Annotated in this window: 22 protein-coding genes and 1 pseudogene; 13 read left to right on the forward strand and 10 right to left on the reverse strand. The window is 42.7% G+C overall.

Annotated elements, in window-relative coordinates:
• Nucleotides 1–141: 141 nt before the first annotated feature.
• Nucleotides 142–764: pseudogene (locus IM515_RS08735) on the forward strand (SAM hydrolase/SAM-dependent halogenase family protein); the annotation flags it as partial.
• 145 nt (nucleotides 765–909) lie between these two features.
• Here IM515_RS08735 and nadC read toward each other — a convergent pair.
• Nucleotides 910–1758 (reverse strand): carboxylating nicotinate-nucleotide diphosphorylase, encoded by an 849-nt coding sequence (nadC, locus tag IM515_RS08740; RefSeq protein WP_002760033.1) that lies wholly within the window; start codon nucleotides 1756–1758, stop codon nucleotides 910–912.
• A 71-nt stretch (nucleotides 1759–1829) separates the two neighbouring features.
• On the reverse strand, nucleotides 1830–2396 hold the full coding sequence (locus IM515_RS08745; RefSeq protein ID WP_002786458.1) for a Uma2 family endonuclease: 567 nt from the start codon (nucleotides 2394–2396) through the stop codon (nucleotides 1830–1832).
• A 337-nt stretch (nucleotides 2397–2733) separates the two neighbouring features.
• Here IM515_RS08745 and IM515_RS08750 point away from each other — a divergent pair, with 337 nt between their 5' ends.
• The 5 genes from IM515_RS08750 (at nucleotide 2734) to IM515_RS08770 (ending at nucleotide 6765) form a co-directional block, all read left to right on the forward strand.
• Nucleotides 2734–3201, forward strand: coding sequence for a CBS domain-containing protein (locus tag IM515_RS08750; protein ID WP_002765452.1), 468 nt, complete (start codon nucleotides 2734–2736; stop codon nucleotides 3199–3201).
• 42 nt (nucleotides 3202–3243) lie between these two features.
• Nucleotides 3244–3507, forward strand: coding sequence for a hemolysin XhlA family protein (locus tag IM515_RS08755; RefSeq protein ID WP_287626990.1), 264 nt, complete (start codon nucleotides 3244–3246; stop codon nucleotides 3505–3507).
• An 80-nt stretch (nucleotides 3508–3587) separates the two neighbouring features.
• The gene (locus IM515_RS08760; RefSeq protein WP_002765447.1) at nucleotides 3588–4631 is read left to right on the forward strand and encodes a S66 peptidase family protein; all 1044 of its coding nucleotides are present in this window, start codon (nucleotides 3588–3590) and stop codon (nucleotides 4629–4631) included.
• 456 nt (nucleotides 4632–5087) lie between these two features.
• Nucleotides 5088–6140: a phosphotransferase enzyme family protein gene (locus tag IM515_RS08765; RefSeq protein ID WP_287626991.1), complete on the forward strand. Its 1053-nt coding sequence runs from the start codon at nucleotides 5088–5090 to the stop codon at nucleotides 6138–6140.
• A gap of 244 nt (nucleotides 6141–6384) precedes the next feature.
• Complete coding sequence (locus tag IM515_RS08770) at nucleotides 6385–6765, forward strand: DUF7682 family zinc-binding protein (protein ID WP_002747647.1); 381 nt, start codon at nucleotides 6385–6387, stop codon at nucleotides 6763–6765.
• Nucleotides 6766–6774: 9 nt separating this feature from the next.
• Here the strand turns inward: IM515_RS08770 and IM515_RS08775 are convergent, their stop codons facing one another.
• Genes IM515_RS08775 through IM515_RS08785 form a run of 3 tightly spaced genes read right to left on the reverse strand, consistent with a single transcriptional unit; the run spans nucleotide 6775 to nucleotide 8273 of the window.
• On the reverse strand, nucleotides 6775–7266 hold the full coding sequence (locus IM515_RS08775) for a DUF29 domain-containing protein (protein WP_287626992.1): 492 nt from the start codon (nucleotides 7264–7266) through the stop codon (nucleotides 6775–6777).
• Nucleotides 7267–7285: 19 nt separating this feature from the next.
• Nucleotides 7286–7771: a DUF29 domain-containing protein gene (locus IM515_RS08780; RefSeq protein ID WP_287626993.1), complete on the reverse strand. Its 486-nt coding sequence runs from the start codon at nucleotides 7769–7771 to the stop codon at nucleotides 7286–7288.
• 10 nt (nucleotides 7772–7781) lie between these two features.
• Complete coding sequence (locus IM515_RS08785; RefSeq protein ID WP_052277503.1) at nucleotides 7782–8273, reverse strand: DUF29 domain-containing protein; 492 nt, start codon at nucleotides 8271–8273, stop codon at nucleotides 7782–7784.
• Between the two features lie 264 nt (nucleotides 8274–8537).
• Here IM515_RS08785 and IM515_RS08790 point away from each other — a divergent pair, with 264 nt between their 5' ends.
• On the forward strand, nucleotides 8538–9458 hold the full coding sequence (locus IM515_RS08790; RefSeq protein ID WP_287627000.1) for an ROK family protein: 921 nt from the start codon (nucleotides 8538–8540) through the stop codon (nucleotides 9456–9458).
• A gap of 101 nt (nucleotides 9459–9559) precedes the next feature.
• On the opposite strand, the gene IM515_RS08795 is transcribed toward IM515_RS08790, so the two are convergent.
• Nucleotides 9560–10162: a Crp/Fnr family transcriptional regulator gene (locus IM515_RS08795; RefSeq protein ID WP_002789469.1), complete on the reverse strand. Its 603-nt coding sequence runs from the start codon at nucleotides 10160–10162 to the stop codon at nucleotides 9560–9562.
• A 272-nt stretch (nucleotides 10163–10434) separates the two neighbouring features.
• Complete coding sequence (locus IM515_RS08800; protein WP_002765437.1) at nucleotides 10435–11073, reverse strand: LON peptidase substrate-binding domain-containing protein; 639 nt, start codon at nucleotides 11071–11073, stop codon at nucleotides 10435–10437.
• 433 nt (nucleotides 11074–11506) lie between these two features.
• Here IM515_RS08800 and IM515_RS08805 point away from each other — a divergent pair, with 433 nt between their 5' ends.
• Nucleotides 11507–13048 (forward strand): ferredoxin--nitrite reductase, encoded by a 1542-nt coding sequence (locus IM515_RS08805; protein ID WP_287626994.1) that lies wholly within the window; start codon nucleotides 11507–11509, stop codon nucleotides 13046–13048.
• 226 nt (nucleotides 13049–13274) lie between these two features.
• Here IM515_RS08805 and IM515_RS08810 read toward each other — a convergent pair whose 3' ends face one another.
• Nucleotides 13275–14309, reverse strand: coding sequence for a PstS family phosphate ABC transporter substrate-binding protein (locus tag IM515_RS08810; RefSeq protein WP_287626995.1), 1035 nt, complete (start codon nucleotides 14307–14309; stop codon nucleotides 13275–13277).
• A gap of 772 nt (nucleotides 14310–15081) precedes the next feature.
• Here IM515_RS08810 and pstS point away from each other — a divergent pair.
• From pstS to pstB (IM515_RS08835), 5 genes are all read left to right on the forward strand, one after another.
• Nucleotides 15082–16203 carry a phosphate ABC transporter substrate-binding protein PstS gene (gene pstS / locus IM515_RS08815; protein ID WP_287626996.1) on the forward strand — a complete coding sequence of 374 codons (1122 nt, stop codon included), beginning with the start codon at nucleotides 15082–15084 and terminating at the stop codon, nucleotides 16201–16203.
• A 91-nt stretch (nucleotides 16204–16294) separates the two neighbouring features.
• Entirely contained in the window at nucleotides 16295–17254 is a 960-nt protein-coding gene (gene pstC, locus IM515_RS08820; protein WP_002765431.1) for a phosphate ABC transporter permease subunit PstC, read from the forward strand.
• A gap of 202 nt (nucleotides 17255–17456) precedes the next feature.
• A complete protein-coding gene (pstA, locus tag IM515_RS08825) occupies nucleotides 17457–18350 on the forward strand; it encodes a phosphate ABC transporter permease PstA (RefSeq protein ID WP_002765430.1) in 894 nt (297 codons plus the stop codon).
• A gap of 200 nt (nucleotides 18351–18550) precedes the next feature.
• On the forward strand, nucleotides 18551–19354 hold the full coding sequence (gene pstB, locus IM515_RS08830; protein WP_002765428.1) for a phosphate ABC transporter ATP-binding protein PstB: 804 nt from the start codon (nucleotides 18551–18553) through the stop codon (nucleotides 19352–19354).
• 166 nt (nucleotides 19355–19520) lie between these two features.
• Nucleotides 19521–20318, forward strand: a complete 798-nt coding sequence (pstB, locus tag IM515_RS08835) for a phosphate ABC transporter ATP-binding protein PstB (RefSeq protein WP_002765426.1) — start codon at nucleotides 19521–19523, stop codon at nucleotides 20316–20318.
• 74 nt (nucleotides 20319–20392) lie between these two features.
• On the opposite strand, the gene IM515_RS08840 is transcribed toward pstB (IM515_RS08835), so the two are convergent.
• A complete protein-coding gene (locus IM515_RS08840; protein WP_287626997.1) occupies nucleotides 20393–21511 on the reverse strand; it encodes an ABC transporter permease in 1119 nt (372 codons plus the stop codon).
• Between the two features lie 4 nt (nucleotides 21512–21515).
• Nucleotides 21516–22616, reverse strand: coding sequence for an ABC transporter permease (locus tag IM515_RS08845; protein ID WP_287626998.1), 1101 nt, complete (start codon nucleotides 22614–22616; stop codon nucleotides 21516–21518).
• Nucleotides 22617–22635 lie beyond the last annotated feature (19 nt).

The following is a 22635-nucleotide window of genomic DNA, read 5'->3' on the forward strand; positions in this document are numbered from 1 at the left end:
ACCGCAGGGCTTGCGGGGATAGTCTGTGGAGCGGACGTAAGACCATAAAACTCCTTGTGGGTGGAGGCAGTTGCTATGAAGCAGAAACCTGAATCGTGAGGTTTGGGAATCGCCGCCCGTTCACGGCGGTGAGGATGTCAACTGGCAGTTATAGATCCGGGGGTGGGAAGCAAAAGACGCGGGGTAGGGATTCGTTTTGCCGGTGGTTATTTAGTCGGGCCAGATAATGGTTTATTTAGTGGTATTTTAAGCCAATCTCCCGCTATATCTGCCGTTAATCTCAATAATTCTTCCTATTGGCGCACCCCTAACCCTAGCACTACTTTTCACGGTCGTGATATTTTTGCTGCTGTGGCCGCTTATTTGGCCCGGGAGTACCCCTAGAAATGTTAGGTGAGATGATTGATCCCGATAGCTTGCAACAATTAGCGATCGCTGTTCCGCCAATCGAGGAAGATAAAATCAGGGGTCAAATCCAATATATCGACATTTTTGGCAATTTAATCAGCAATATTCCCGATTATCTCCTAGAAGGAAAAAATTGGTCAGTGCAGTTAGGACAAAAAATTATCCCCGCAAAAAACACCTACAGTGATGTTCCTTCCGGGGAAATAGTCGCTTTTATCGGTAGTCACGGGGGGTTAGAAATTGCCGTCAATAGTGGGAGCGCCCAAAAGCAATTACACCTAAATATTGGCGATGCGATCGAGGTTAGAATAGATAGGAGTCAGGAGACAGGAGATAGGAGTCGGGTGATAGGGTGATAGGGATTTAGGGGTTTAGGGGGTTGAGGTGTTAGGGTTTTAGGGTTTTAGGGTTTTACTTGAAATTCCCCCACTACCCCACTACCCCACTACCCCACTACCTACTGATAACTGATAACTGATAACTGATAACTGATATGGCCTTTTAATCAATTCTCATACTGATATCTAACCAAGTAGAACGGGTAATTGGGGCGCTAGTAGAAATATAATCTACTCCTGTTTCGGCCACGTTGCGAATGCGATCAAGGGTAATATTTCCCGATGCTTCTATTTTGGTTTTACTATTAAAATTGCGGATCATCTCCACAGCAGTTTGCATCATCTCTAAATCCATATTATCTAACATAATGATCTCTACCTGCTGCTGCAGAGCTTGATTCACCTCTTCTAATTGACTGGTTTCCACCTCAATTGTGAGAGGATAGGGCATATTTTGCCGTACACGACGCACTGCTTCCTCAATGCTGCCCGCTGCTTGAATATGATTATCTTTAATCATAATTGCATCATCTAACCCCAAACGATGGTTAATAGCGCCACCGATACCGGAGGCATATTTTTCTAAAATTCGCAATCCGGGGGTAGTTTTGCGAGTATCCACCAATCTTGTCGATAAATCGGCAATTTTCTCCACATACTGACGAGTGGCACTAGCGATTCCACTCAAGCGCATGGCAAGATTTAAAGCGACTCTTTCCCCGATTAACAACGCATCGAAGGAACCTTCTATCTCGGCAATAACTTTAGACTTGGGGCAGAATTCCCCCTCGGCAACGGTGGGGGTAAAGTGAATAGTGGGGTTAAGCAGTTGAAAAACTCGTTCAGCTACGGGTAAACCAGCAATAACTCCCGCTTCCTTGGCAATCCAACTAGCTTGACCAATTTTAGCATGACCGAAGAAAATTGCTTGGGTGGTGCGATCGCCTCTACCGAGATCTTCTCGTAACCAGTTTTCTAACAAGGGATCAAGGACTAATAGGGGCGGTAACATAGAATTTATCGAAACAATCGGGACGTATTTATTTTAAGTCTAGGAATGTTTGACATTTTTGTAAACTTTCTTTAATCGAAACTTATCCCCTCATAGATTAACTCGATCGCACAGTGAAAATCGAGACTAGATAGAATAATTTCTTCCCCTTGACTATAAGCGCAGTAAAACCAAATTTTATCTTCACCGCGACGATAAACCTCAACACTGATCGATTCAGGATCGACTAAAACGTATTCTTGTAAACTAGGAATCTGACGATAATATTGTAACTTTTTAGTGCGATCATAGTTTCCTGTGCTAGGGGAAAGCACTTCAATAATCACTTGTGGATGTTGAATAAAATTACGAGATTGTCTATCCCTAAAATCGCAACTAATCACCAAATCGGGATAAAAATAACGACTATTACTAGCTTGGACTTTCGCATCAGATACATTGACTCGACAGCCTCGCGGACGGAGATGAAGTCTTAAAGCGGTGTAAAAATTTAAGGTAATATCATTATGGGGCAGACTACCCCCAGTCATGGCGATAATTTCCCCATCAATGTATTCATGGCGCAATTCCTGTGTAGCTTCCCATTCTAGATACTCTTCCGGGGTCATTCTTTCTGGGTATTGAGGTTGAGCGATCATTTTTCTTTTTCCTTGTCAACTAACTAAATTAATATCCCATTTCCTTTTTATGTTATACCATTTTCTCAGCCGAAGATTGAAGAATAGTCATAAAACCTCTTGCATAATTAATTCTTGAGGGTTCAAAAACCTCAAAAATAAGGATTAAATCGCATAAAATCTATAAATAGACCATTTAATTGATTATTATTCATTCTTAATTCTCCTGACTACTGACTACTGACTCCTAACCCTAACAACAATTTTTGATTTTTACAAGAGGTCTATAATTAAGCGGCGACTGATTACCCTAATGATAAGATGAAGAGACAAAGCATTATTATCGCAGGTCGCTAAGATGACGAAAACAGTTGCCGATATCATGACTCCCAATCCCATCACCGTCACCGCTAACACTTCTCTGTCTGAAGCAGTGAAGATTTTGGCCGAAAAGCGGTTTAGTGGTTTACCCGTGGTGGATGACAATATACGACTGATTGGGGTTATCTCCGAAACTGACCTTATGTGGCAGGAAACGGGAGTAGAAGCTCCTCCTTACATTATGCTGCTCGATAGCGTCATCTATCTACAAAATCCTAGCCGTCACGAGAAATTACTCCATAAAGCTCTCGGTCAAACCGTGGGGGAAGTAATGACCGATAAACCTATTAGTATCACAGCTGATCGCCCTTTGAAAGAAGCGGCCTCGTTAATGTATGATCGTCATGTGCGTCGTTTGCCGGTGATTGAGGAAGAAACCCACAAAGTAATCGGTATTATCACCCGCGGCGATATCATTCGCGATATGGCAAAATCGGAAGCATAATGGCTTTTCTAGGGCAACAATTAACTAAAAGGTCTTGAACAAATGAATCAATCTCAGGAAACGGTTACTTATTCCCTAGAAACTATCTTGACGCGGATTGAGGGAAAAATCGATTCGTTACAAAAAGATGTGACGGATTTAAAGTTAGGACAAGCGGTGTTAACGGGAAAAGTTGAGGGAATAGAAAATCGACTAAACTCATTAGAAGGAAACCAAAAATATCAGGTTTGGGCATTAATTGTCCTCTTAGCTGGGGCAATTGTGAAAACTTTTTTTTCCCTCGATCCCCCCTTAATCCCCCCTTAATAAGGGGGGCATCTGATAATTTTTAACGCCTACCTACTTAAATTCTTATTTCCCTGGCAATTTCTCTAAAAACTATCAGGATGAAGCGCCGTCAATTTCTCACTACTACTGCCCTAACTGCTGTTAGTTTTTCCCTAATTCCCAGAAAAGTTGTTAGCAATAATTTTCCTCTAATTAAACCGCCACATCTACAACCGGGGGACGGAGTGGGGATTATTAGTCCGGCGGGGGCAACTTTTAAAGAAGATGATTTAAATATAGTTATTGAAGCAGTTAAAGCTTTAAAATTAGTCCCAAAAGTTGGTGAATACGCTTTAGATCGTTATGGTTATCTAGCCGGTAAAGATAGGGAGCGAGCCTCGGATATAAATCGATTTTTTGCTGATGATAATATTGCCTTAATTTTACCAATTCGCGGCGGTTGGGGAAGCGCTCGTTTATTACCTTATCTCGACTACGATTTAATTCGTCGTCATCCGAAAATTATCTGTGGTTTTAGTGATATAACCTCTTTATTGTTGGCTATTTATGCCAAAACTGGTTTAGTTACTTTTCATGCTCCCAATGGCTTTTCTAGTTGGCGCACTGCTCAAACTGAAAGCTTTCGACAGGTTTTATTTTCTGGGGAAAAGTTAACTTTTAGAAATCTTCCCGATCCCGATGATGCTAATCGTTTAATGCAGGTAAAAAATCGCATTCAAACTATTACTAAAGGTCAAGCAAAAGGTAAATTAATCGGTGGTAATTTAACCACTTTAGTCTCAATAGTTGGTTCTCCTTATCTACCAGATTTTACTGGTGGCATCCTATTTTTGGAAGATATTGGTGAAGATGTTTATGAAATTGACCGCCTGTTAAATCAATTAAAGTTAGCGGGAATTTTCGATAATTTAGCTGGGTTTATCTTCGGTCAATGTAGCAACTGTAGCGCCGATAGTGACTATGGTTCCCTGACTTTAGAAGAACTGATCCGAGAATATATTCAACCCTTAAAAATTCCCGCTTGTTTAGGTTTAATGATCGGACATTTGGAGATTATTGAAACTATTCCCATCGGTATTGAGGTAGAATTTGATGCTAATCGGGGAACAATTACTATGTTAGAATCGGCGGTTAGTAACTAGGGTTGGCTGAATAAATCTAAAAACCTTTTTGGATAAGGCTTTTAGACTTTTTCCCCCTCAAAAAGTGCTGACCATTGGAGTGATCGGGGGTAAAATTCCTGGACTTTTTCCCTGAAAATTAGATAACTGACTATCTCAAAATCGGTAAAACCCCACACCCCACACCCCACACCCCACACCCTGCCTCCACCAACAAACTTTTTCAGCAGCTCCTATATTAATTTTTGGGGTACTGATAAGTAGTTGGAAAAAAGTAAAGTTAACTGTGGGGTAAGGAGTCAGTCCCGATGAAAAAATTTTCACCCCCACAGATGAAAGAGGTTTCTTTCCCCACACCCTCTTTCAAGTCAGAGGAATGTAGCGAAATATACGGAGCGATCGAACCAATTTGTAATATATGTGGCCTATAAAATAGGATGATGCGAGCGTTGTCCACACTTGCATCGGGAGGGAACCGTGACGACTTTTCTGGCTTCGCTCAATTTACTGCCTTCTAGTTCTGCCGCTGCCAATTTTCGGCCTGGAGAATGGACTTTTCCCACACTCTACTCCACTCTGGCTCCTGCTGCTCTAGCAGATTTAGTTTTTTCTCGTTACGAGATTGATGTACCGAAAAATTGTCAATTTTGGCATCGGGGTTTAAGTGATGTGTATCTCCTCGAAACCATGACAACTGCTTACATTTTGCGAGTGTCTCACTGCCATTGGCGCAGCAAAATGGAAATCGACTTCGAGTTAGAATTATTAGATTATCTCGATCGCTCTCAGGTTCCCGTCGCCGCACCAATTCGCAGCAAAAACGGTGATTTATCCCTAGAAATTAATGCTCCGGAAGGGAAACGTTACGCCGTCCTTTTTCCCTATGCTCCGGGGGGAATTGCCATTGGAGATATAGATATAGAACAAGCCTATCATTTAGGGGCGATCGTGGCTAATTTACATCGGGTGACGGCAGATTTTCAACCCCTAGCCTATCGTCATCCCCTCAACCTCAAATATCTTCTCGAGGATTCCCTGCAAATTATCGCACCTTTTCTGCACCAACGACCGAGCGACCTAGACTGTGTTTTAGAAACCATTGGGGAAATAGAGGAAGAAACCGCTAAATTACCGACAGAATCTCCCTATTGGAGCATTTGTTGGGGCGATCCTCATAGTGGTAATGTGCATATCACCCCTGATAATCAGATGACCCTATTTGATTTCGATCAGTGCGGTTATGGTTGGCGAGTTTTTGATATCGCTAAATTTCTGCAAGTTTCCCTACAATCCGGTTTAAATCGCCAGGTTCGCCATGGTTTTATCCAAGGTTACGATCAAACAGTGCCTTTAACTGATGGTGAATTATCTTGTCTTCAGTATCTCACCCAAGCGGCCTATATTTGGTCTTGGTCAATTAGCTTAAATAACCTGCGTTTAACCGATTATAGTCGTCTCTGTGCTAATTATTTTAGTAGCCGTTTGGCCATTCTCAAACGCTTAAGAACCCAAGAATGGGAATTATTCTAAGCAGCTTCGATGCTGCTGGTGATCAAATATAGTTGCCAATTTCCCAATCACCAAGGCGGACTGAAAAATATAACTAACCAAGATCAACTTTCTTGCCGGTCAATGGCCAAACGAGGTATCGATCCCTGTATGCTGGTAAGTATAGATAATCACTAGGTAAAGACTTTCTTCTCCATCTGCCAAAAGTGAAGCAAGCTTTACCGCTCTTGAATAGTCTCTCACAGCCTTACAGACAGATGGTATTATGTCCAGAAGAAAGAAGAAGTTTCCCTGTGGTCACAAGGGTTATGGCCAAGTCTGCCATCATTGCGCTCAACTAGATGCCGCTTGGGAAGAAAGAAAACGTCAAAAAAATGCCTGGGAAGCCACTTTTTCCCAAGATCCGATCGATCTGCGGGAATTACCGAAAAATGTGGTACTTAAAGCTAGGGAAATCCTGCAAGGATTACAAAATCACCGCAATTATCGAGATTTCCACGGTAAACGATTGCGACACGATCGCTTTATTATCAGTATCCCCGTTACCCGCAATTATCGCCTCATCTGTCGCGACCACGGCAATCTCCTCGTCCCAGAAGCGGTTATCTCTCACGAAGATTATAATGTTTGTAAACCGGGTAGGTGAAGCTAATCTTTAGTTCGCTTGGGAAGATTTATCCCTGTTTATAGCTTCCCAATCCGGCAGCCAATTTTGATCGAGAATCTCCTCTAGACTAGCTAACAATTCCACGGGGAAAATACTGGGGTCTAATCTGGTTTCGTCAATCATCAGATTGCGAGCATCGAGATAACATTTTGCTAAAATTTCCCTTAAATAGGACTTTAAGCTGGGACTATCTTCTAAAAGATCAGCAATTTGTAGGCGAAAATTCCTGATTTCTTTTTTCCATCCCGCTTGGTTGTAATCTCGTTGGGATTGCCAGTAGGTTAACTTCAGTAAATGTTCTAAAAGTCGAGTTAAGAGACTCTTAAGCGCTCGTCGATTATTTTTCCCCAAATCTGCCAACTCCTCTAATAAATTCTGCCAATCTACCGCTTGAAAATCCCCCCGACGCAATTGGTTGATAGTGTTTTCTAACCAAAGTTGATAATCGCTATCGTAGAGATTTGAAATGGTAATATTCATGATTTTTTACTCCTTAATTTCACTGTTCAGAATCCTTGCTGATAGCTTCCCAATCCGGCAGCCAATTTTGATCGAGAATCTCCTCGATATTAGCTAACACTTCCACAGGGAAAATACTGGCATCTAATTGGGTTATATCAATAATTATCTCCCGAGCATCGCTGTAACATTCCTCAAGTATCTCGGATAAATAGGGTTTGAGACTGGGACTATCTCTCAGTAATTTCTTGATTTGTTTCCGAAAGGTTCTAATTTCCCCTTTCCATGCTGCTTGATTATAATCTCGTTGGGATTGCCAGTAGGTTAACTTCAGTAAATGTTCTAGGAGTCGAGTTAATAAACTTTCTAATGCTCGTCGTTCACTTTTTCCCAAATCTGCCAACTCCTCTAATAAATTCTGCCAATCTACCGATTGAAAATCCCCCCGACGCAATTGGTTGATAGTGTTTTCTAACCAAAGTTGATAATCGCTATCGTAGAGATTTGGCCTGGTAATATTCATCATTTTTTACTCCTTAATTGCACTGTTCAGAATCCTTGCTGATAGCTTCCCAATCCGGCAGCCAATTTTGATCGAGAATCTCCTCGAGATTAGCTAACACTTCCAGAGGGAAAATACTGGCATCTAATTCGGTTTCGTCAATAAGCAGATTGCGAGCATCGAGATAACATTCCTGCAAAATTTCCCTTAAATAGGACTTTAAACTGGGACTATCTTTGAGAATTTTTTTGATCTGAATCCGAAAATTGCGAATTTCTTTTTTCCATCCAGCTTGATTATAATCCCGTTGGGATTGCCAGTAAGTTAACTTCAGTAAATGTTCTAGGAGTCGAGTTAATAAACTTTCTAATGCTCGTCGTTCACTTTTTCCCAAATCTGCTAACTCCTCTAATAAATTCTGCCAATCTACCGCTTGAAAATCCCCTCGACGCAATTGGTTGATAGTGTTTTCTAACCAAAGTTGATAATCGCTATCGTAGAGATTTAAAATGGTAATATTCATCATTTTAAAAATGGGGAAAAATCAGGAGTTAAGCTGCTGGTGTCCAAAGTATAGAAGAAATTTGGCTCTTCTAGGTTCTGTGTGATAAGTTTAACTTACATTATGATCGCTCTTTGTGTCCTTTGTGTCTTTGTGGTTCGTTCCACTCCCTCGCTAGGAGGAATGTATCTTAGAATACATTTTACCCACCAAATCCAAGAGAGCCAAAAAACCGCCAAAAAGAGTGATAATAAACCTAGCTATTCCCAGAGTAACAAGGAAAGCCCGATGGTGAAAACAGTCATAGGTGTCGATTTAGGTGGAACCGCCATTAAAATTGGTAAATTTGACCAGGAGGGCAATTGTCTCGAATCTCTCACCTTACCCACTCCCCAACCTGCTACACCCAAAGAAGTCGCCCATACCATACATCAAGGCATTTGTCAAGTAAATTTAGATAAAAGTTGTCAAGCCATCGGTGTGGGAACGCCTGGGCCGGCGGATGCTCAGGGAAGAATTGCCAAAATAGCGATTAATTTGGCAGGATGGCGGGATATTCCCCTCGCCAATTGGTTAGAAGAAAGTACGGGAATGCCGACAATTTTAGCCAATGATGCCAATTGTGCCGGTTTGGGGGAAGCTTGGTTAGGAGCGGGCAAACGGTTTCAAAACTTGATCCTGTTGACCTTGGGGACGGGAGTAGGAGGGGCAATTATCCTCGATGGTAACTTATTTGTCGGCAGCAAGGGAACGGCCGCCGAATTAGGCTTAATAACCCTCAATTTTGACGGTCCCTTGTGCAATAGCGGTAATCAGGGTTCCTTAGAACAATACGCCTCCCTGCAAGCTATTCGCCGGATGACCGGCAAAGAACCGAAGCAATTGGCGGAATTGGCCGAAAAAGGCGATCGAGAGGCTTTAGAATTCTGGCAGGGTTACGGTTGTTTACTGGGGGCTGGTATCGCCAGTTTACTCTATGTTCTCACCCCAGAGGCGGTAATTATCGGCGGCGGCATTAGTGCCAGTGCTAAGTTTTTCTTTCCCTCTCTCCTCACAGAAATCGAAAGACGGGTTTTACCTAGTTCCAGAGAAGGATTAGAGGTATTAACGGCCGAGTTAGGTAATGGCGCCGGCATGGTGGGGGCTGCTAAATTAGCTTGGCAATTAGTGGACTTGCGCAGGGATTCTATTATGGCAGGATCTGACTAAAATTGTCTGACTTGAAAGAGGGTGTGGGGTGTAGGGTGTGGGGTGTAGGGAAAGAAACCTCTTTCATCTGTGGGGGTGAAAATTTTTTCAACAGGACTGAGTTAATCGTGAATGATTAAGTGGCGATCGCTATCGCTGCTCACCGCTCCCTGACGCTGAAATTCGCCTAATAAACGCGTCACCGTTACCCTTGTAGTACCGATAGCATTGGCGAGATTTTGATGGGTTAAACGGATCTTTAAACGACTGCCTTGGGTGCTTGGTTCTCCCATTTCCCGCTTTAATAGCTGTAGTAACTGCTGGAGGCGTTCCTCGACTCGTTTGATTCCTGCGATCGCCAGTAGGGATTCCGTTTGTTGTTGACGACGGATCATTTGATTTAACATCATCCTGGTTAATTCCGCCGAATTTTCCACTTCGGCGATCGTGTACCACTTTAGGTACAGTTCCGACAAGGCTCTGGCGTGATAGGATTCCAGATGGGTCAAATTTAAGCCAAAAAAGTGGGATGAATGAACCCAGCCTAGTAAAATTTCCTCCCCACTCTCAGATACTTGACTTAGTTGCGCCATACCCCGATAAACTTGCCAGACTCCATCAACCACCAGAGGAATATTTTCCCCGCGATCATAAAAATGGAGCCGACGACTCTCGCTATAGTCTTCTCGGAAGGGTGAGGAGTTGGGATTATAGGTCAGCAACATGATCAAAGTTCTCCTAGGTGAGGCGCTAACAATTTTAACCCCACTCTACTGTATCAAGGTAAACATTAGGTAATCCCCAGGTTAACAGTTATCAGTGGGTCAGTTATCAGTTATCAGTGGGTCAGTCATCAGTTCACTGATTACTGTTCACTGTTCACTGAAATAATACTAAATCCGTTGAGTAACGCACAGAAAACGGGTTTCTCGGAGAAACCCGTTTTCTGCTCATGTCCCCCATTTCCCTCTCCCGCAGCTGAAAAACCTACAGATTATTAATTTAAAGCATCTTTAAGAGCCGTGCGAGCGGCCAGATGATTGCGGGTTGAGGTGAGAATTTCCGATTCTCGTTGGAGACGACTGACTGTATCGAGCATTTCTAATAAAGCTTGTTGTTCCCCGGCCACACCGTAGAGATTACCCGCCACCCAGTAGGATAATTCCAGGGGAAGACTAGGCAAATCGTCGGGGAGTTCAATTTTTTGAGCGGTTAATTTGGCTGATAGATGGACCACATCCCGCAGCAGTCGATCCACTTCTTTGGCCAGAGGTCGCAGATCTTGGATGGTGGGGACATCTTCAATCCACTCCACCAAACCGACACGATAGGGTTTTTCCCGGACGTATTCTAGGACACGGAAACGCTGTTGACCGATGGTGAGAATTTTTAAGCGATCATCCGGGAGACGTTGACAACGGACAACTTCCGCACAACTGCCGACTTTAGCGATTTCTCCCGTGGCTGGATCTACCATTAAGACCCCAAAACGGCGATCTTCTTCCAATATCGTATTCATCATAATCCGATAGCGAAACTCGAAGATGTGCAGGGGCAGAGGACGACCCGGGAATAAAACAACTTCGGGTAGGGGAAAGAGAGGTAATTCTCTAACGGCAATGGAAGAAGTGGCCATAGGTTTAGTAAAAAAAAACCGATCTTCTCTTATCTTTACACAATACCCCCTGAACCGCTAGGTAAGGGCAAGAGACTCCGAGACTCCGAGGCGGTCGGCAGGAGAGTATTTTATTTATTCTCCCCACCTCCCCTGCCCCCCCGATGTCGGGGGGGTTGGGGGGGTCACACCCCACACCCCACACCCCCCCTCAATGCACTTACTGCATGATATAAATCCTTAAACACGATGGTTAACGGATTTCTGTTACAAACAATACAAAATTATCCAAGTTAAAAAGAATTAAATAACAAATAGAGACTAGGTAAATTACTAAATTTTTGCTAATGACGACGGTATTTTAAAGAATACTTATTGTTAAATCCCGATTTCTTCATTTCTAACCCGCACCAACTAGAACAATTACACCCACAAACCAGAAGGAGATAGATTCGTGGTACAAGCACCTGAAAAAGATGGAACAACTCTCAATAAATTTGAGAAATTTAAAGCCGAAAAAGACGGATTAGCCATTAAAGATGAACTGGATCATTTTGCCAAAATCGGTTGGGAAGCGATGGATAAAACCGATTTAGAACATCGCTTAAAATGGGTGGGGGTTTTTTATCGTCCCGTCACCCCGGGTAAATTTATGATGCGTTTGCGGGTTCCTAACGGCATTATTAGCGGTGAGCAAATGCGCGTTTTAGGGGAAATTGTGCAGCGTTACGGTGATGATGGTAATGCCGATATTACTACTCGTCAAAACCTACAATTACGCGGTATTCGCATCGAAGATATTCCTGATATTTTCCAACGACTAAAATCCGTGAGTATGACTTCGGTACAATCGGGCATGGATAATGTCAGAAATATTACCGGTTCACCCATGGCAGGACTAGACGCAGATGAATTAATTGACACCAGGGAATTAGTCCAAAAAGTCCAAGATATGATTACCAACTGCGGTCAAGGTAATTATCAATTTAGCAATCTGCCCCGCAAATTTAATATTGCCATCGAGGGGGGACGGGATAACTCGGTTCATGCGGAAATTAACGATATTGCCTTTGTTCCTGGCTATAAAGAGGGAGAATTAGGCTTTAATGTCGTGGTGGGTGGCTTTTTCTCGGCTAAACGCTGTGAAGCGGCAATTCCTATGAATGTTTGGGTGAGACCGAATCAGGAAGTGGTGGATTTATGCCGAGGAATTTTGGAAGTTTACCGCGACAATGGATTGCGCGCCAATCGTCAAAAATCCCGTTTAATGTGGTTAATTGATGAGTGGGGAATCGAGGAATTCCGCACGCGGGTGGCTAATCACTTAGGTTATGCCTTGGCAACGGCTGCCGAAAAAGACGCAATCGACTGGGAAAAACGGGATCATTTAGGAGTTTTTCCCCAAAAACAGGAGGGATTAAGCTATATCGGTCTTTGTGTTCCCGTTGGTCGTCTATTTGCCGATGATATGTTCGATTTGGCCCGGATTGCCGAAGTGTATGGTAGCGGAGAATTGCGTTTAACCGTGGAACAAAACGTGATTATTCCCAATATAGCGGCTGAAAATATGGCGACTCTTTTAACCGAGCCTTTACTGGCTAAGTTTACCCCCAATCCTACTCCTTTACAACGAGCGCTCGTTTCCTGCACGGGGGCGCAATTCTGCAATTTTGCCCTGATTGAAACCAAAAATAAGGCTGTGGACTTGATTAGTCAGTTAGATGCCCAATTAAATATCCCCCGGGGTGTGCGTATGCACTGGACTGGTTGCCCTAACTCCTGCGGACAACCTCAAGTGGCCGATATCGGTTTGATGGGGACAAAAGCGCGCAAAGACGGCAAAACCGTGGAAGGAGTTGACCTCTACATGGGAGGTAAAGTGGGTAAAGATGCTCACCTAGGCAGCTGTGTACAAAAAGGGATTCCCTGTGAAGACTTAAAATCGGTGTTAACTTCTATCCTCATCGAGCAATTTGGGGCGACACCGAAGGGTTAATTAACAAGTTTCTCGATGTAGGGTTGATTCATGAATCAACCCTACCCAAACCCCCCGTTGGGGGCGTGGCGCCGCCCCCAAACCCCGGAGCGCATTAGTTTTTCGGTGGGATGCTTACACGCAGCCGCTGACGCATCTGTAATAATTTAAGAGTCACTCCCCTTGCAGGAGTGCCTGTCCTGATATGTAGCCTATAGTCAACGGATTTAGTATCAGAGGGGAATCGTTACTTCGCTTCAAATTGAGCTTGTTTACGAAGTAATTCCCCGATGGTTAAATTGGGTTGAGGTCGGCCATCAAAAACCGTTCCTACCTCAAATTTTTGCAACTGTACCCTTGCCAAATGATAGGCCTCATCCGGTAGGGGAATATAACCAATAATATCTAATAAATTGGGAACTCGATCGAGATAATGTTCGACAAATTTCTCTAAAGCGGGATTCTCTTGGGCTTTTTGGGCATTAACATAAATAAACAAAGGACGAGATAAAGGCTGATATTTACTATCCTCGACATTGCTGCGAGTTGGTTCAATACCGTTAACTTTCAAAGCTTTTAATTTATCCCGATTTTGTTCATAGTAAGCATGGCCAAAATAGCCTAATGCGTTGGGATCTTGACTGACGGCATTAACTAAAGCTTGGTCATCTTCACTAAAGTTAAAATCCCCACGACTGGCATCTTTGCCGTTAATTACCTCACTAAAAAAATCGTAGGTTCCGGAGTCTTTACCCGGTCCGTGAAGGGTAATCGGTTGGTCGGGCCAAGCGGGATTAATTTGATTCCAACGTTTGATTTTATTCTCGGCCGCTGGTTCCCAAATAGTTCTTAATTCTGTGGTGGAAATATCATCAACCCAGTTATTTTGGGGATTGACTACCACGGTTAAAGCATCAAAAGCGATCGGTAGTTCGATAAATCTTACCTTATTAGCATCACATTCTTTTAATTCTTCCACAGAAATTGGCCGAGAAGCATTATTAATATCCGTTTCTCCCGCACAAAATTTTCTAAAACCACCGCCGGTTCCTGAAATATTAGCGTCAACTTTAACATCAGCCAAAGCTTTGTGGGGAGGATTGGCTTTAAAATCTTCGATAACTTTGTCGGTAATTGGTGCTACGGTACTCGAACCATCGATTTTAATTGGTTTGAGGTCTTGAGGATTAATATTGGCACAAGCGGGTAAAAGTAGAGCAGTTCCTAGTATGGTTGCGACTACTTTGGTCGGACGAGATAGCTGAGTAAAGATTTCTAGCATAGGTGTCAAAAGGAGAAAGTAAAAACGGGTATTGGGGAGACTTTTCAGTTATCAGTGGGGAAGTGGGAAGTTTTTTCAGTTATCAGTGAACAGTAAACAGTAAACAGAACGTAGGTTGGGTTGAAGCATGAAACCCAACGCCCGATTATGTTACGCTACCGCTAACCCATCCTACAAATAATTGTGCCTCCCTACTTATCAGTGTGCAGTAATCAGTTATCAGTGAGGGATTGGGGAGTTTTTTGCTGTGAACAGTGAGCAGTAATCGGTAATCGGTGAACTGAAAACTCACATCTGATAACTGATAACTGATAACTGATAACTGATAACTGATAACTGATTCAAGGCTGAGGGATGATGGATAAAAACCTTAATCTTTTCTTTGTTGTTTTTACGTCACTATAATGGTAGGGAAAGAGAAAACCCCTATCTAGACAGGAAAATTTAGCGGCTTGACCCGCAACTTAAAACTAATGTTTAGTCAAAATAAATAGTAAAAGAAGAACGTAGGTTGGGTTGAAGCATGAAACCCAACGCCCGCATGGGTTACGCTACCGCTAACCCATCCTACAAATAATTGTGCCTCCCTACTTAAAACTAATGTTTAGTCAAAATAAATGGTAAAAGAAGTTGAGATTTTTGTCTAGTTACCGAGAAAACTTTTCTTGACAATACATTACGTTCTTTTATTCACTTCTTAACCTATTCTTTACCAAGCCGTGGTAAATTTTAGCGTAAGATTTAAGGCAGTTTACGGATCAAAATTAATCCTATGCTCAACAAAAACAGAACCCATTTACTAACAGCCTTATCCATAGCCACTTTAACAGCGACTTTAACCGCTTGTGGGGGCGGCGATACGGCGGGAACTAGCACAGAAGGGGACAATAGAATCGCCCAAGTTCCCCTAAAGGGAGAGGTCGCCCTCAATGGTGCGGGTGCTTCTTTTCCCGCACCCCTATATCAAAACTGGTTTGTCACCATCAATCAACTATTTTCTAAACTGCTAATTAACTATCAATCTACCGGTAGCGGGGCGGGAGTCGAACAATTTATTCAAGGTACGATCGATTTTGGCGCTTCCGATGTGGCCATGAGTGACGAGGATATGGCCAGGGTTAGCCGCGGGGTTTTACTGCTACCGATGACGGCGGGAAGCATCGTTATGGCTTATAATTTGCCCGGAGTAGAAGGGCTGAAACTAAGTAGGGAAGCCTATGTAGGCATCTTTTTAGGCACGATTACCCGTTGGAACGATGCCAAAATCGCCGCCGATAACCCCGATTTAAAACTACCCGATGAAGAAATTACCGTAGTTCACCGGGCAGACGGTAGCGGGACGACGGGAGTTTTTACTAAGTTTTTAAGCGCCGTTAGTCCCGAATGGAAAAAAAGCATCGGTGAAGGAAAAGCCGTACAATGGCCGACCAAAAAAGGTAAATTTCTCGGTGGTAGGGGCAATGAGGGAGTAACTGCCCTAATTCAACAAAATCCAGGCTCGATCGGTTATATTGAGTACGGTTTCGCTAAAAATAATAACCTGCCCATGGCCACCCTGCAAAATCAGGCGGGTAAATTTGTCGCCCCCGATGAAACCAACGCCGCCGCTACCCTCGCTAACGTCGAACTGCCTGAAAATTTACGCGCTTTTATTGTCGATCCGCCGGGGGAAAATTCCTATCCCATTGTCACCTATACCTGGATGTTGGTTTACAAAAAATACGACGATCCCCAAAAAGCTTTAGCAATGGAGGCGATGATCGAATTTGGACTTAACCAAGGACAAGAACAAGCAGCTCCCCTTGGTTATATTCCCCTACCGAAAAACGTCCGGGAACGAGTAGCCGCCGCTGCCGATGTCATCTATCCTGATTACACGATCAAGGTGGATTAGTCGCCGAAAAAATGTATTCAAAGTTACAATAGTGTAGAAAGGCCAATTTCGACCTTAGCTACCGCAAACTAGCTGGATTTTAACCCTAATCATGAGTGCGCCCACAGTTTCGCCCGACTCAACTTTCAAAGAACGTCCAGAATCGGAAAAAATCCTCGATAAAAGCTTTGTCGGATTAACCACTGCCTTTGCCATCGCTATTGGGGTAATTTTGCTCCTAATTGCCCTAGTTATTTTTATTCGGGCCCTACCAGCGATTCAAACCTTTGGTCTGGGATTTTTGACCAGTAGCGCTTGGAATCCCGTGCGCGGTCGGGAAGAATTCGGAGTTCTGCCGGTTATCTACGGAACTCTCGTTAGTTCTCTGATTGCCCTCCTGATTGCTGTTCCCCTCGGTATCGGTTCAGCCATTTTTTTAAGCGAAGATTTTATTCCCTTAAATGCGCGGACAATTTTGGTTTTTCTCGTACAACTTTTGGCCGCTATTCCCAGTGTTGTTTACGGATTATGGGGTATCTTTGTATTGATTCCTATCCTCAGACCCCTTGGTAACTGGTTAAATGCTAATTTTAGTTGGATTCCTCTGTTTAGTACTCCTTTAGGGGGTCCTGGAATGTTACCGGCGGGGGTTATTTTAGCAATTATGATCCTGCCGATTATTATCGCTATCTCTCGTGACTCTTTGGCCGCTTTACCGCCGGATTTGCGGCAAGCTTCCCTAGGTTTGGGGGCCACCCGTTGGGAAACAATTTTTCGAGTCTTAATTCCTGCCGCTTTTTCCGGGATTGTCGGGGGGATTATGTTAGCTTTAGGGCGCGCTTTAGGGGAAACCATGGCAGTAACGATGATTATCGGCAATTCTAACCGCATTAGTGCCTCTATTCTCGCCCCTGCTAACACGATCGCTTCCTTATTGGCTAACCAATTCGCCGAAGCATCGGGAATGCAAGTATCGGCACTCATGTATGCGGGTTTTGTTCTCTTGGTTTTGACCCTAGTAGTCAATATCTTCGCAGAATTAATCGTTAATCGCGTTAAAGCTAAGTATTAAGCCGTCGGTCGTCAGTTATCAGTTATCAGTTTTGAGTTTTAAGTTTTGAGTATTAAGTGAGCAGTTTGTATTAAGTGTTCATCATCAAATGGCAGTTTACTGCTGTCTTTTCACTTTTCACTGTTTACTAATCACTGACAACTTTTAACACCTACCTACTTACTCTTCACTGTTCACTGATAACTGATAACTGATAACTGATATGGATAGTGCGAATTTAGGCAATAATCTCAAAAAGAAACCGAGTAGTCCTCGATCGCTATTGGGGACAATTATGACCGTTCTCTCGGCTTTATGTTTAGCTGTTACTGTGATTCCCCTCTTTGCCGTCCTAGGCTTTGTTTTTGTGCAAGGGGTGGGTCGTTTAAACGCCAATCTCTTTACTAAATTACCGCCACCGCCTGGTTTAGGAGGAGGAGGCATCGCTAACGCCATTTTAGGCACAATTATTGTCGTTGCCCTGTCCACAGCGATCGCAGTTCCCATCGGCGTTTTAGCGGCGGTTTATCTCTCGGAATTTAGCGGTGATAACAAACTTGCCCAGGGTGTGCGCTTTGCTACCAACGTTTTAGCGGGTGTCCCTTCGATTATTGTCGGGGTTTTCGCCTACGGTTTGCTAGTTGCCCCCTTATTTGGCGAAGGAACAGCCCTTTTAGGCTTTTCTGCCCTGGCCGGTTCGATCGGTTTAGCGGTGTTAATGTTACCGACTATTATTAGAACCACCGATGAGGCTTTAAAAATCGTTCCCCAAGACATCCGCTGGGCAGCCATGGGTTTAGGGGCCTATAACTACCAAACCGTCCTAAAAATCGTCCTTCCTGCCGCAGTTCCCGCTATTTTGACCGGTGTAACCTTAGCAATTGCTAGGGCTGCAGGAGAAACCGCCTCCTTAATTTTTACGGCATTATTTTCTAACTTTTGGCCTCGGGGTGTCTTTGAACCGATTGCCACCCTTTCGGTCTTAGTTTTCAACTTTGCTACTGCCCCTTTTGCCCCTCAACAGCAATTAGCTTGGGCAGGTGCTTTAATTCTGGTGCTTTTGGTGTTGTTAACTAACATTTTATCCCGTTTAGCCACGCGCCAGAAAACCTATTAAGTCAAGGAAAAAGAACGTAGGTTGGGTTGAAGCATGAAACCCAACGCCCGCATAGTTTACGCTACCTCTAACCCATCCTACAAATAATTGTGCCTCCCTACTTAAGTCAGGGAAAAAGTGAAAAGCCAAAAGGGATATTTAAGTAAAAATCTACCTATCTTTCCAATTCATCAATTAGTCAAATTCAAGGGAAATAATTTATGCTAACTAACTCTAACCCCCATTCTACAGGAACCGTTTTAAAGGTGGATAAGGCTGATATCTACTATGGTAATTATCGGGCAGTACGAGACGTTTCCATCGATATTCCCAAAAATAAAGTCACCGCTTTTATCGGACCGTCTGGCTGTGGAAAAAGTACCATTCTCAGGTGTTTTAATCGTCTCAATGATTTAATTCACGGTTTTCGTATTGACGGCAAAGTTTTTTACCATAACCAGGATATTTACTCTCAAGAGGTGGATCCTGTCGAAGTCAGAAAATGTATCGGTATGGTGTTCCAGCGCCCTAATCCTTTTCCCAAATCCATTTATGATAATGTGGTTTACGGAGCGCGATTAAATGGTTATAAAGGCGATTTAGATGAATTAGTAGAAACTTCCTTGCGTCGGGCAGCTCTCTGGGAAGAAGTAAAAGATAAACTGAAAGAAAGCGGTTTTTCCCTATCGGGGGGACAACAACAAAGATTATGTATTGCTCGCACTATTGCCGCTCAACCAGAAGTATTATTAATGGATGAACCCTGTTCGGCACTCGATCCAATTTCAACTTTAAAAGTTGAGGAATTAATGCACGAATTAAAAGAACGTTATACAATTATTATTGTTACTCACAATATGCAACAAGCTACTAGAGTAGCAGATTTAACGGCTTTTTATAACGCTGAACCCACCGATAAAGGTGGCAAAATTGGTTATTTAGTCGAGTTTGATCATACGAACAAAATCTTCGGTGATCCTCAAGAACAAGCAACTAAAGATTATGTTAGTGGACGTTTTGGCTAAATTCAGTTGTTTAGGGGATAGGGAGATAGGGAGATAGGGAGATAGGGAAATTTCAGCTAAATTCCCCACTACCCCACTACCCCACTACCCCACTACCCCACTACCCCACTACCCCACTACCCCAACACCCAACACCTATTCCCCAACACCTATTCCTTTAAAGATTATGTATAGTACCGATGTTGTTACCGATGCGGTTTTGAGAACCAAAAACTTAAACGTTTACTATGGTTCTAATCTCGCTGTTCGTGATGTTAACCTTGATATTCCTGAGAAAAAAGCGATCGCTTTTATCGGTCCCTCTGGCTGCGGAAAAAGTACGGTTTTGCGCTGTTTTAATCGCATGAATGATCTAGTTAAAAGTGCCAAAATCGAGGGGAAAGTTACCTTTCGCGGCCAAGATATTTATGGTAATTCCGTTAATCCTGTGGGGTTACGCAGTCGCATCGGTATGGTTTTTCAGAAACCGAATCCTTTCCCTAAATCTATCTATGAAAATATCGCTTTTGGGGCGCGTTTAAATGGTTACACTGGTGATATGGATCAATTAGTAGAGGAATCTTTAAAAAAGGCCGTTCTCTGGGATGATGTTAAAGATAAACTCAAAGAAAGTGGTTTAGCTTTATCGGGGGGACAACAACAAAGGTTATGTATTGCTCGCGCTATTGCGGTTAAACCAGAAGTTATTTTAATGGATGAACCCTGTGCGGCACTCGATCCAATTTCTACCCTAAAAATTGAGGAATTAATTCACGAATTGAAAACCCAATATACTATAGTTATTGTCACCCACAATATGCAACAAGCGTCGCGGGTTTCTGATTTAACGGCTTTTTATAATGCTGAACCGACCCCAAAAGGTGGTAAAGTGGGTTATTTAGTGGAATATGATCGCACCGAGGCTATCTTTCAAAATCCTGCTCAAGAGTCCACTAAAGATTATGTTAGCGGTCGTTTTGGTTAGAGTATTAATAATTAATCGTTATTCATGACTCCGGGATAGATTAATTTTTTCCATCTGGAATGATTGAAAAACGATTAACTTAACTGATTGCGAAAACGTTTGGCACTAATAGTTAAAAGTATCACAGCGAAACCAATCAGAGCCAATACATGAACCCATAAAGCTTCTAAACCGACACCTTTTAAAAGAATACCGCGGATAATAGCTATGTAGTGACGGAGAGGATTAAAAAGAGAGAGATATTGAAAAAATGGCGGCATCGTTTCAATAGGTGCGATCGCTCCTGATAATTGTACCATGGGTAAATTGATAAAAAAGGTGGTTAAAACTACCTGCTGTTGGGATTGACAGAGTGTCGCTAACATAATACCGACACCAATACTAACAAAAATATAGAGACTAGCTAAAGCTATAAATAGGAAAAAGTTGCCCCGAAATGGCACATTAAAAATCACTTTACCGATGGTTAATGCTAACAAAACATCACCCAAAAGGAGGATGAATAAAGGCACAACTTTAGCTAACAAAATCTCCCAAGCAGCGGCAGGAGTCATCAGTAATTGTTCGAGAGTTCCCGTATCTTTTTCTTTAACAACGGTGATGGAAGAAACGATCGAACCGATTAAAGTTAATACTAATCCCATGACTCCGGGGACAAAAAACCAACTGCTAGAAAGTCCGGGATTATAAAAGAAAATTACTTGTGTTGAGATGGGAAGTGGCCGATTTTGATTAACTTTTCCCGTGCCGAATTCTTGGACAATTTGATTGATATAACCCTTAGCAATTCCTGCGGTATTGGCATCCACTCCATCGATAAAAACTTGAATAGATGCGGTTTTTTCTTGGGTGAGATTGCGACTAAATTCGGGAGGAATTATTAAACCGGCGGTTAATTTTCCTGTTTCCACCTGTTGGGTTAATGTCTTCTCATCAAAAGTGATCATTTCGGCATCAAAAATCTGATTTTCGGTAAAAGCAGCGATGAGAGAGCGACTTTCAGCAGTAGCGGCATAATCGACTATTCCTAATTTGATATGATGAACATCGGGATTAAGAGCAAATCCATAAATTAATAGTTGAAGAGTTGGGGGGAAAATCAAGAGAATAATTAACTGTTTGTTGCGTAATATCTGGCGAATTTCTTTAATAACTAAAGATAAAAAACGACCTGTAAATAATTGCTTAAACATCTTATTATTCTCCTAACTGCATTCTTGATAGAGCTTTTATTGCCAATAAAAATAAGACCATTCCCAAGAGGAAAATGATAACTAAATTATTGCCAATACCCGCCCAACCCACACCCCTGACAAAAGCATCTCTAGTAATTTCGATATAATAACGAGCGGGAACTATATTTGAAACTAAAGAGAGGGGAAAGGGAATATTACTTAACGGATAAATAAAACCACTGAGTAATAAAGCAGTGAGAAAACCCACTAAAGAAACACCTTGCACCGCAGAATTTTGATTACTGGTACGCGCACCTAACATTAATCCAAACATCACACTTGCCCATAAATAGAGGATAGTTCCTAATAGTAATGGCATTGGATCACCGGCAAAATTTAATTGAAAAATCAGACTTCCTAAACCCATAACTCCGATAGCGATTCCGATTCCTACTATTAGATAAGCGAGGGATTTACCTAGTATTAATTCTTCGGCAGTGAGAGCGGAGGCATAAACTTGTAAAATTGTGCCTTTTTCCTTTTCTCGTACCATAGCGATCGCTGATAAAAGTGAGGGAAAAATCCATAAAACCACAGCATAAACCCCCGGCACAATATAGAGGGATTCTTGTCGTCCCGGATTAAACCAAAGTCGGGTGGCAGTTTCGATGGGAATAGTAGCAGAAATTAAGTTTTCTGCTTGTAAAAAAGAGCGGGTAGTCGCTTTAATCCCATTGCGAATAATTCGGGCATTATTAGCATCTGTACCATCAACAATTGCTTGAATTTCGGCAGTTTTATTGGCTTGTAAATTACGACTAAAATCGGGAGGAATCACAACAATTGCCCTAGCAATACCTCGATCTAAAGCGGTTTCAGGGTTGCCTTCCCAAACCACGGGAATAAATAAATTAGTGGCGAACAAGCGATCGCTATAATTTTGACTAAAAACTGTTCGATCTTGATCTTGCACTAAAACTGGTATATCTTTCGCCTCTAAACGAATAGCAAAACCAAAGATAAAAAGAGTCATCACGGGCAAAATGAAAGCGAGGGCGAGGGTAAGTCGATCACGACTAAACTGCACTAATTCCTTACGACATTGGGAGAGAATTCGTTTCATGAAATTGCCCGATTACGGA

The sequence above is a fragment of the Microcystis sp. M44BS1 genome (genome assembly GCF_020244875.1).
Lineage (GTDB): Bacteria > Cyanobacteriota > Cyanobacteriia > Cyanobacteriales > Microcystaceae > Microcystis > Microcystis panniformis.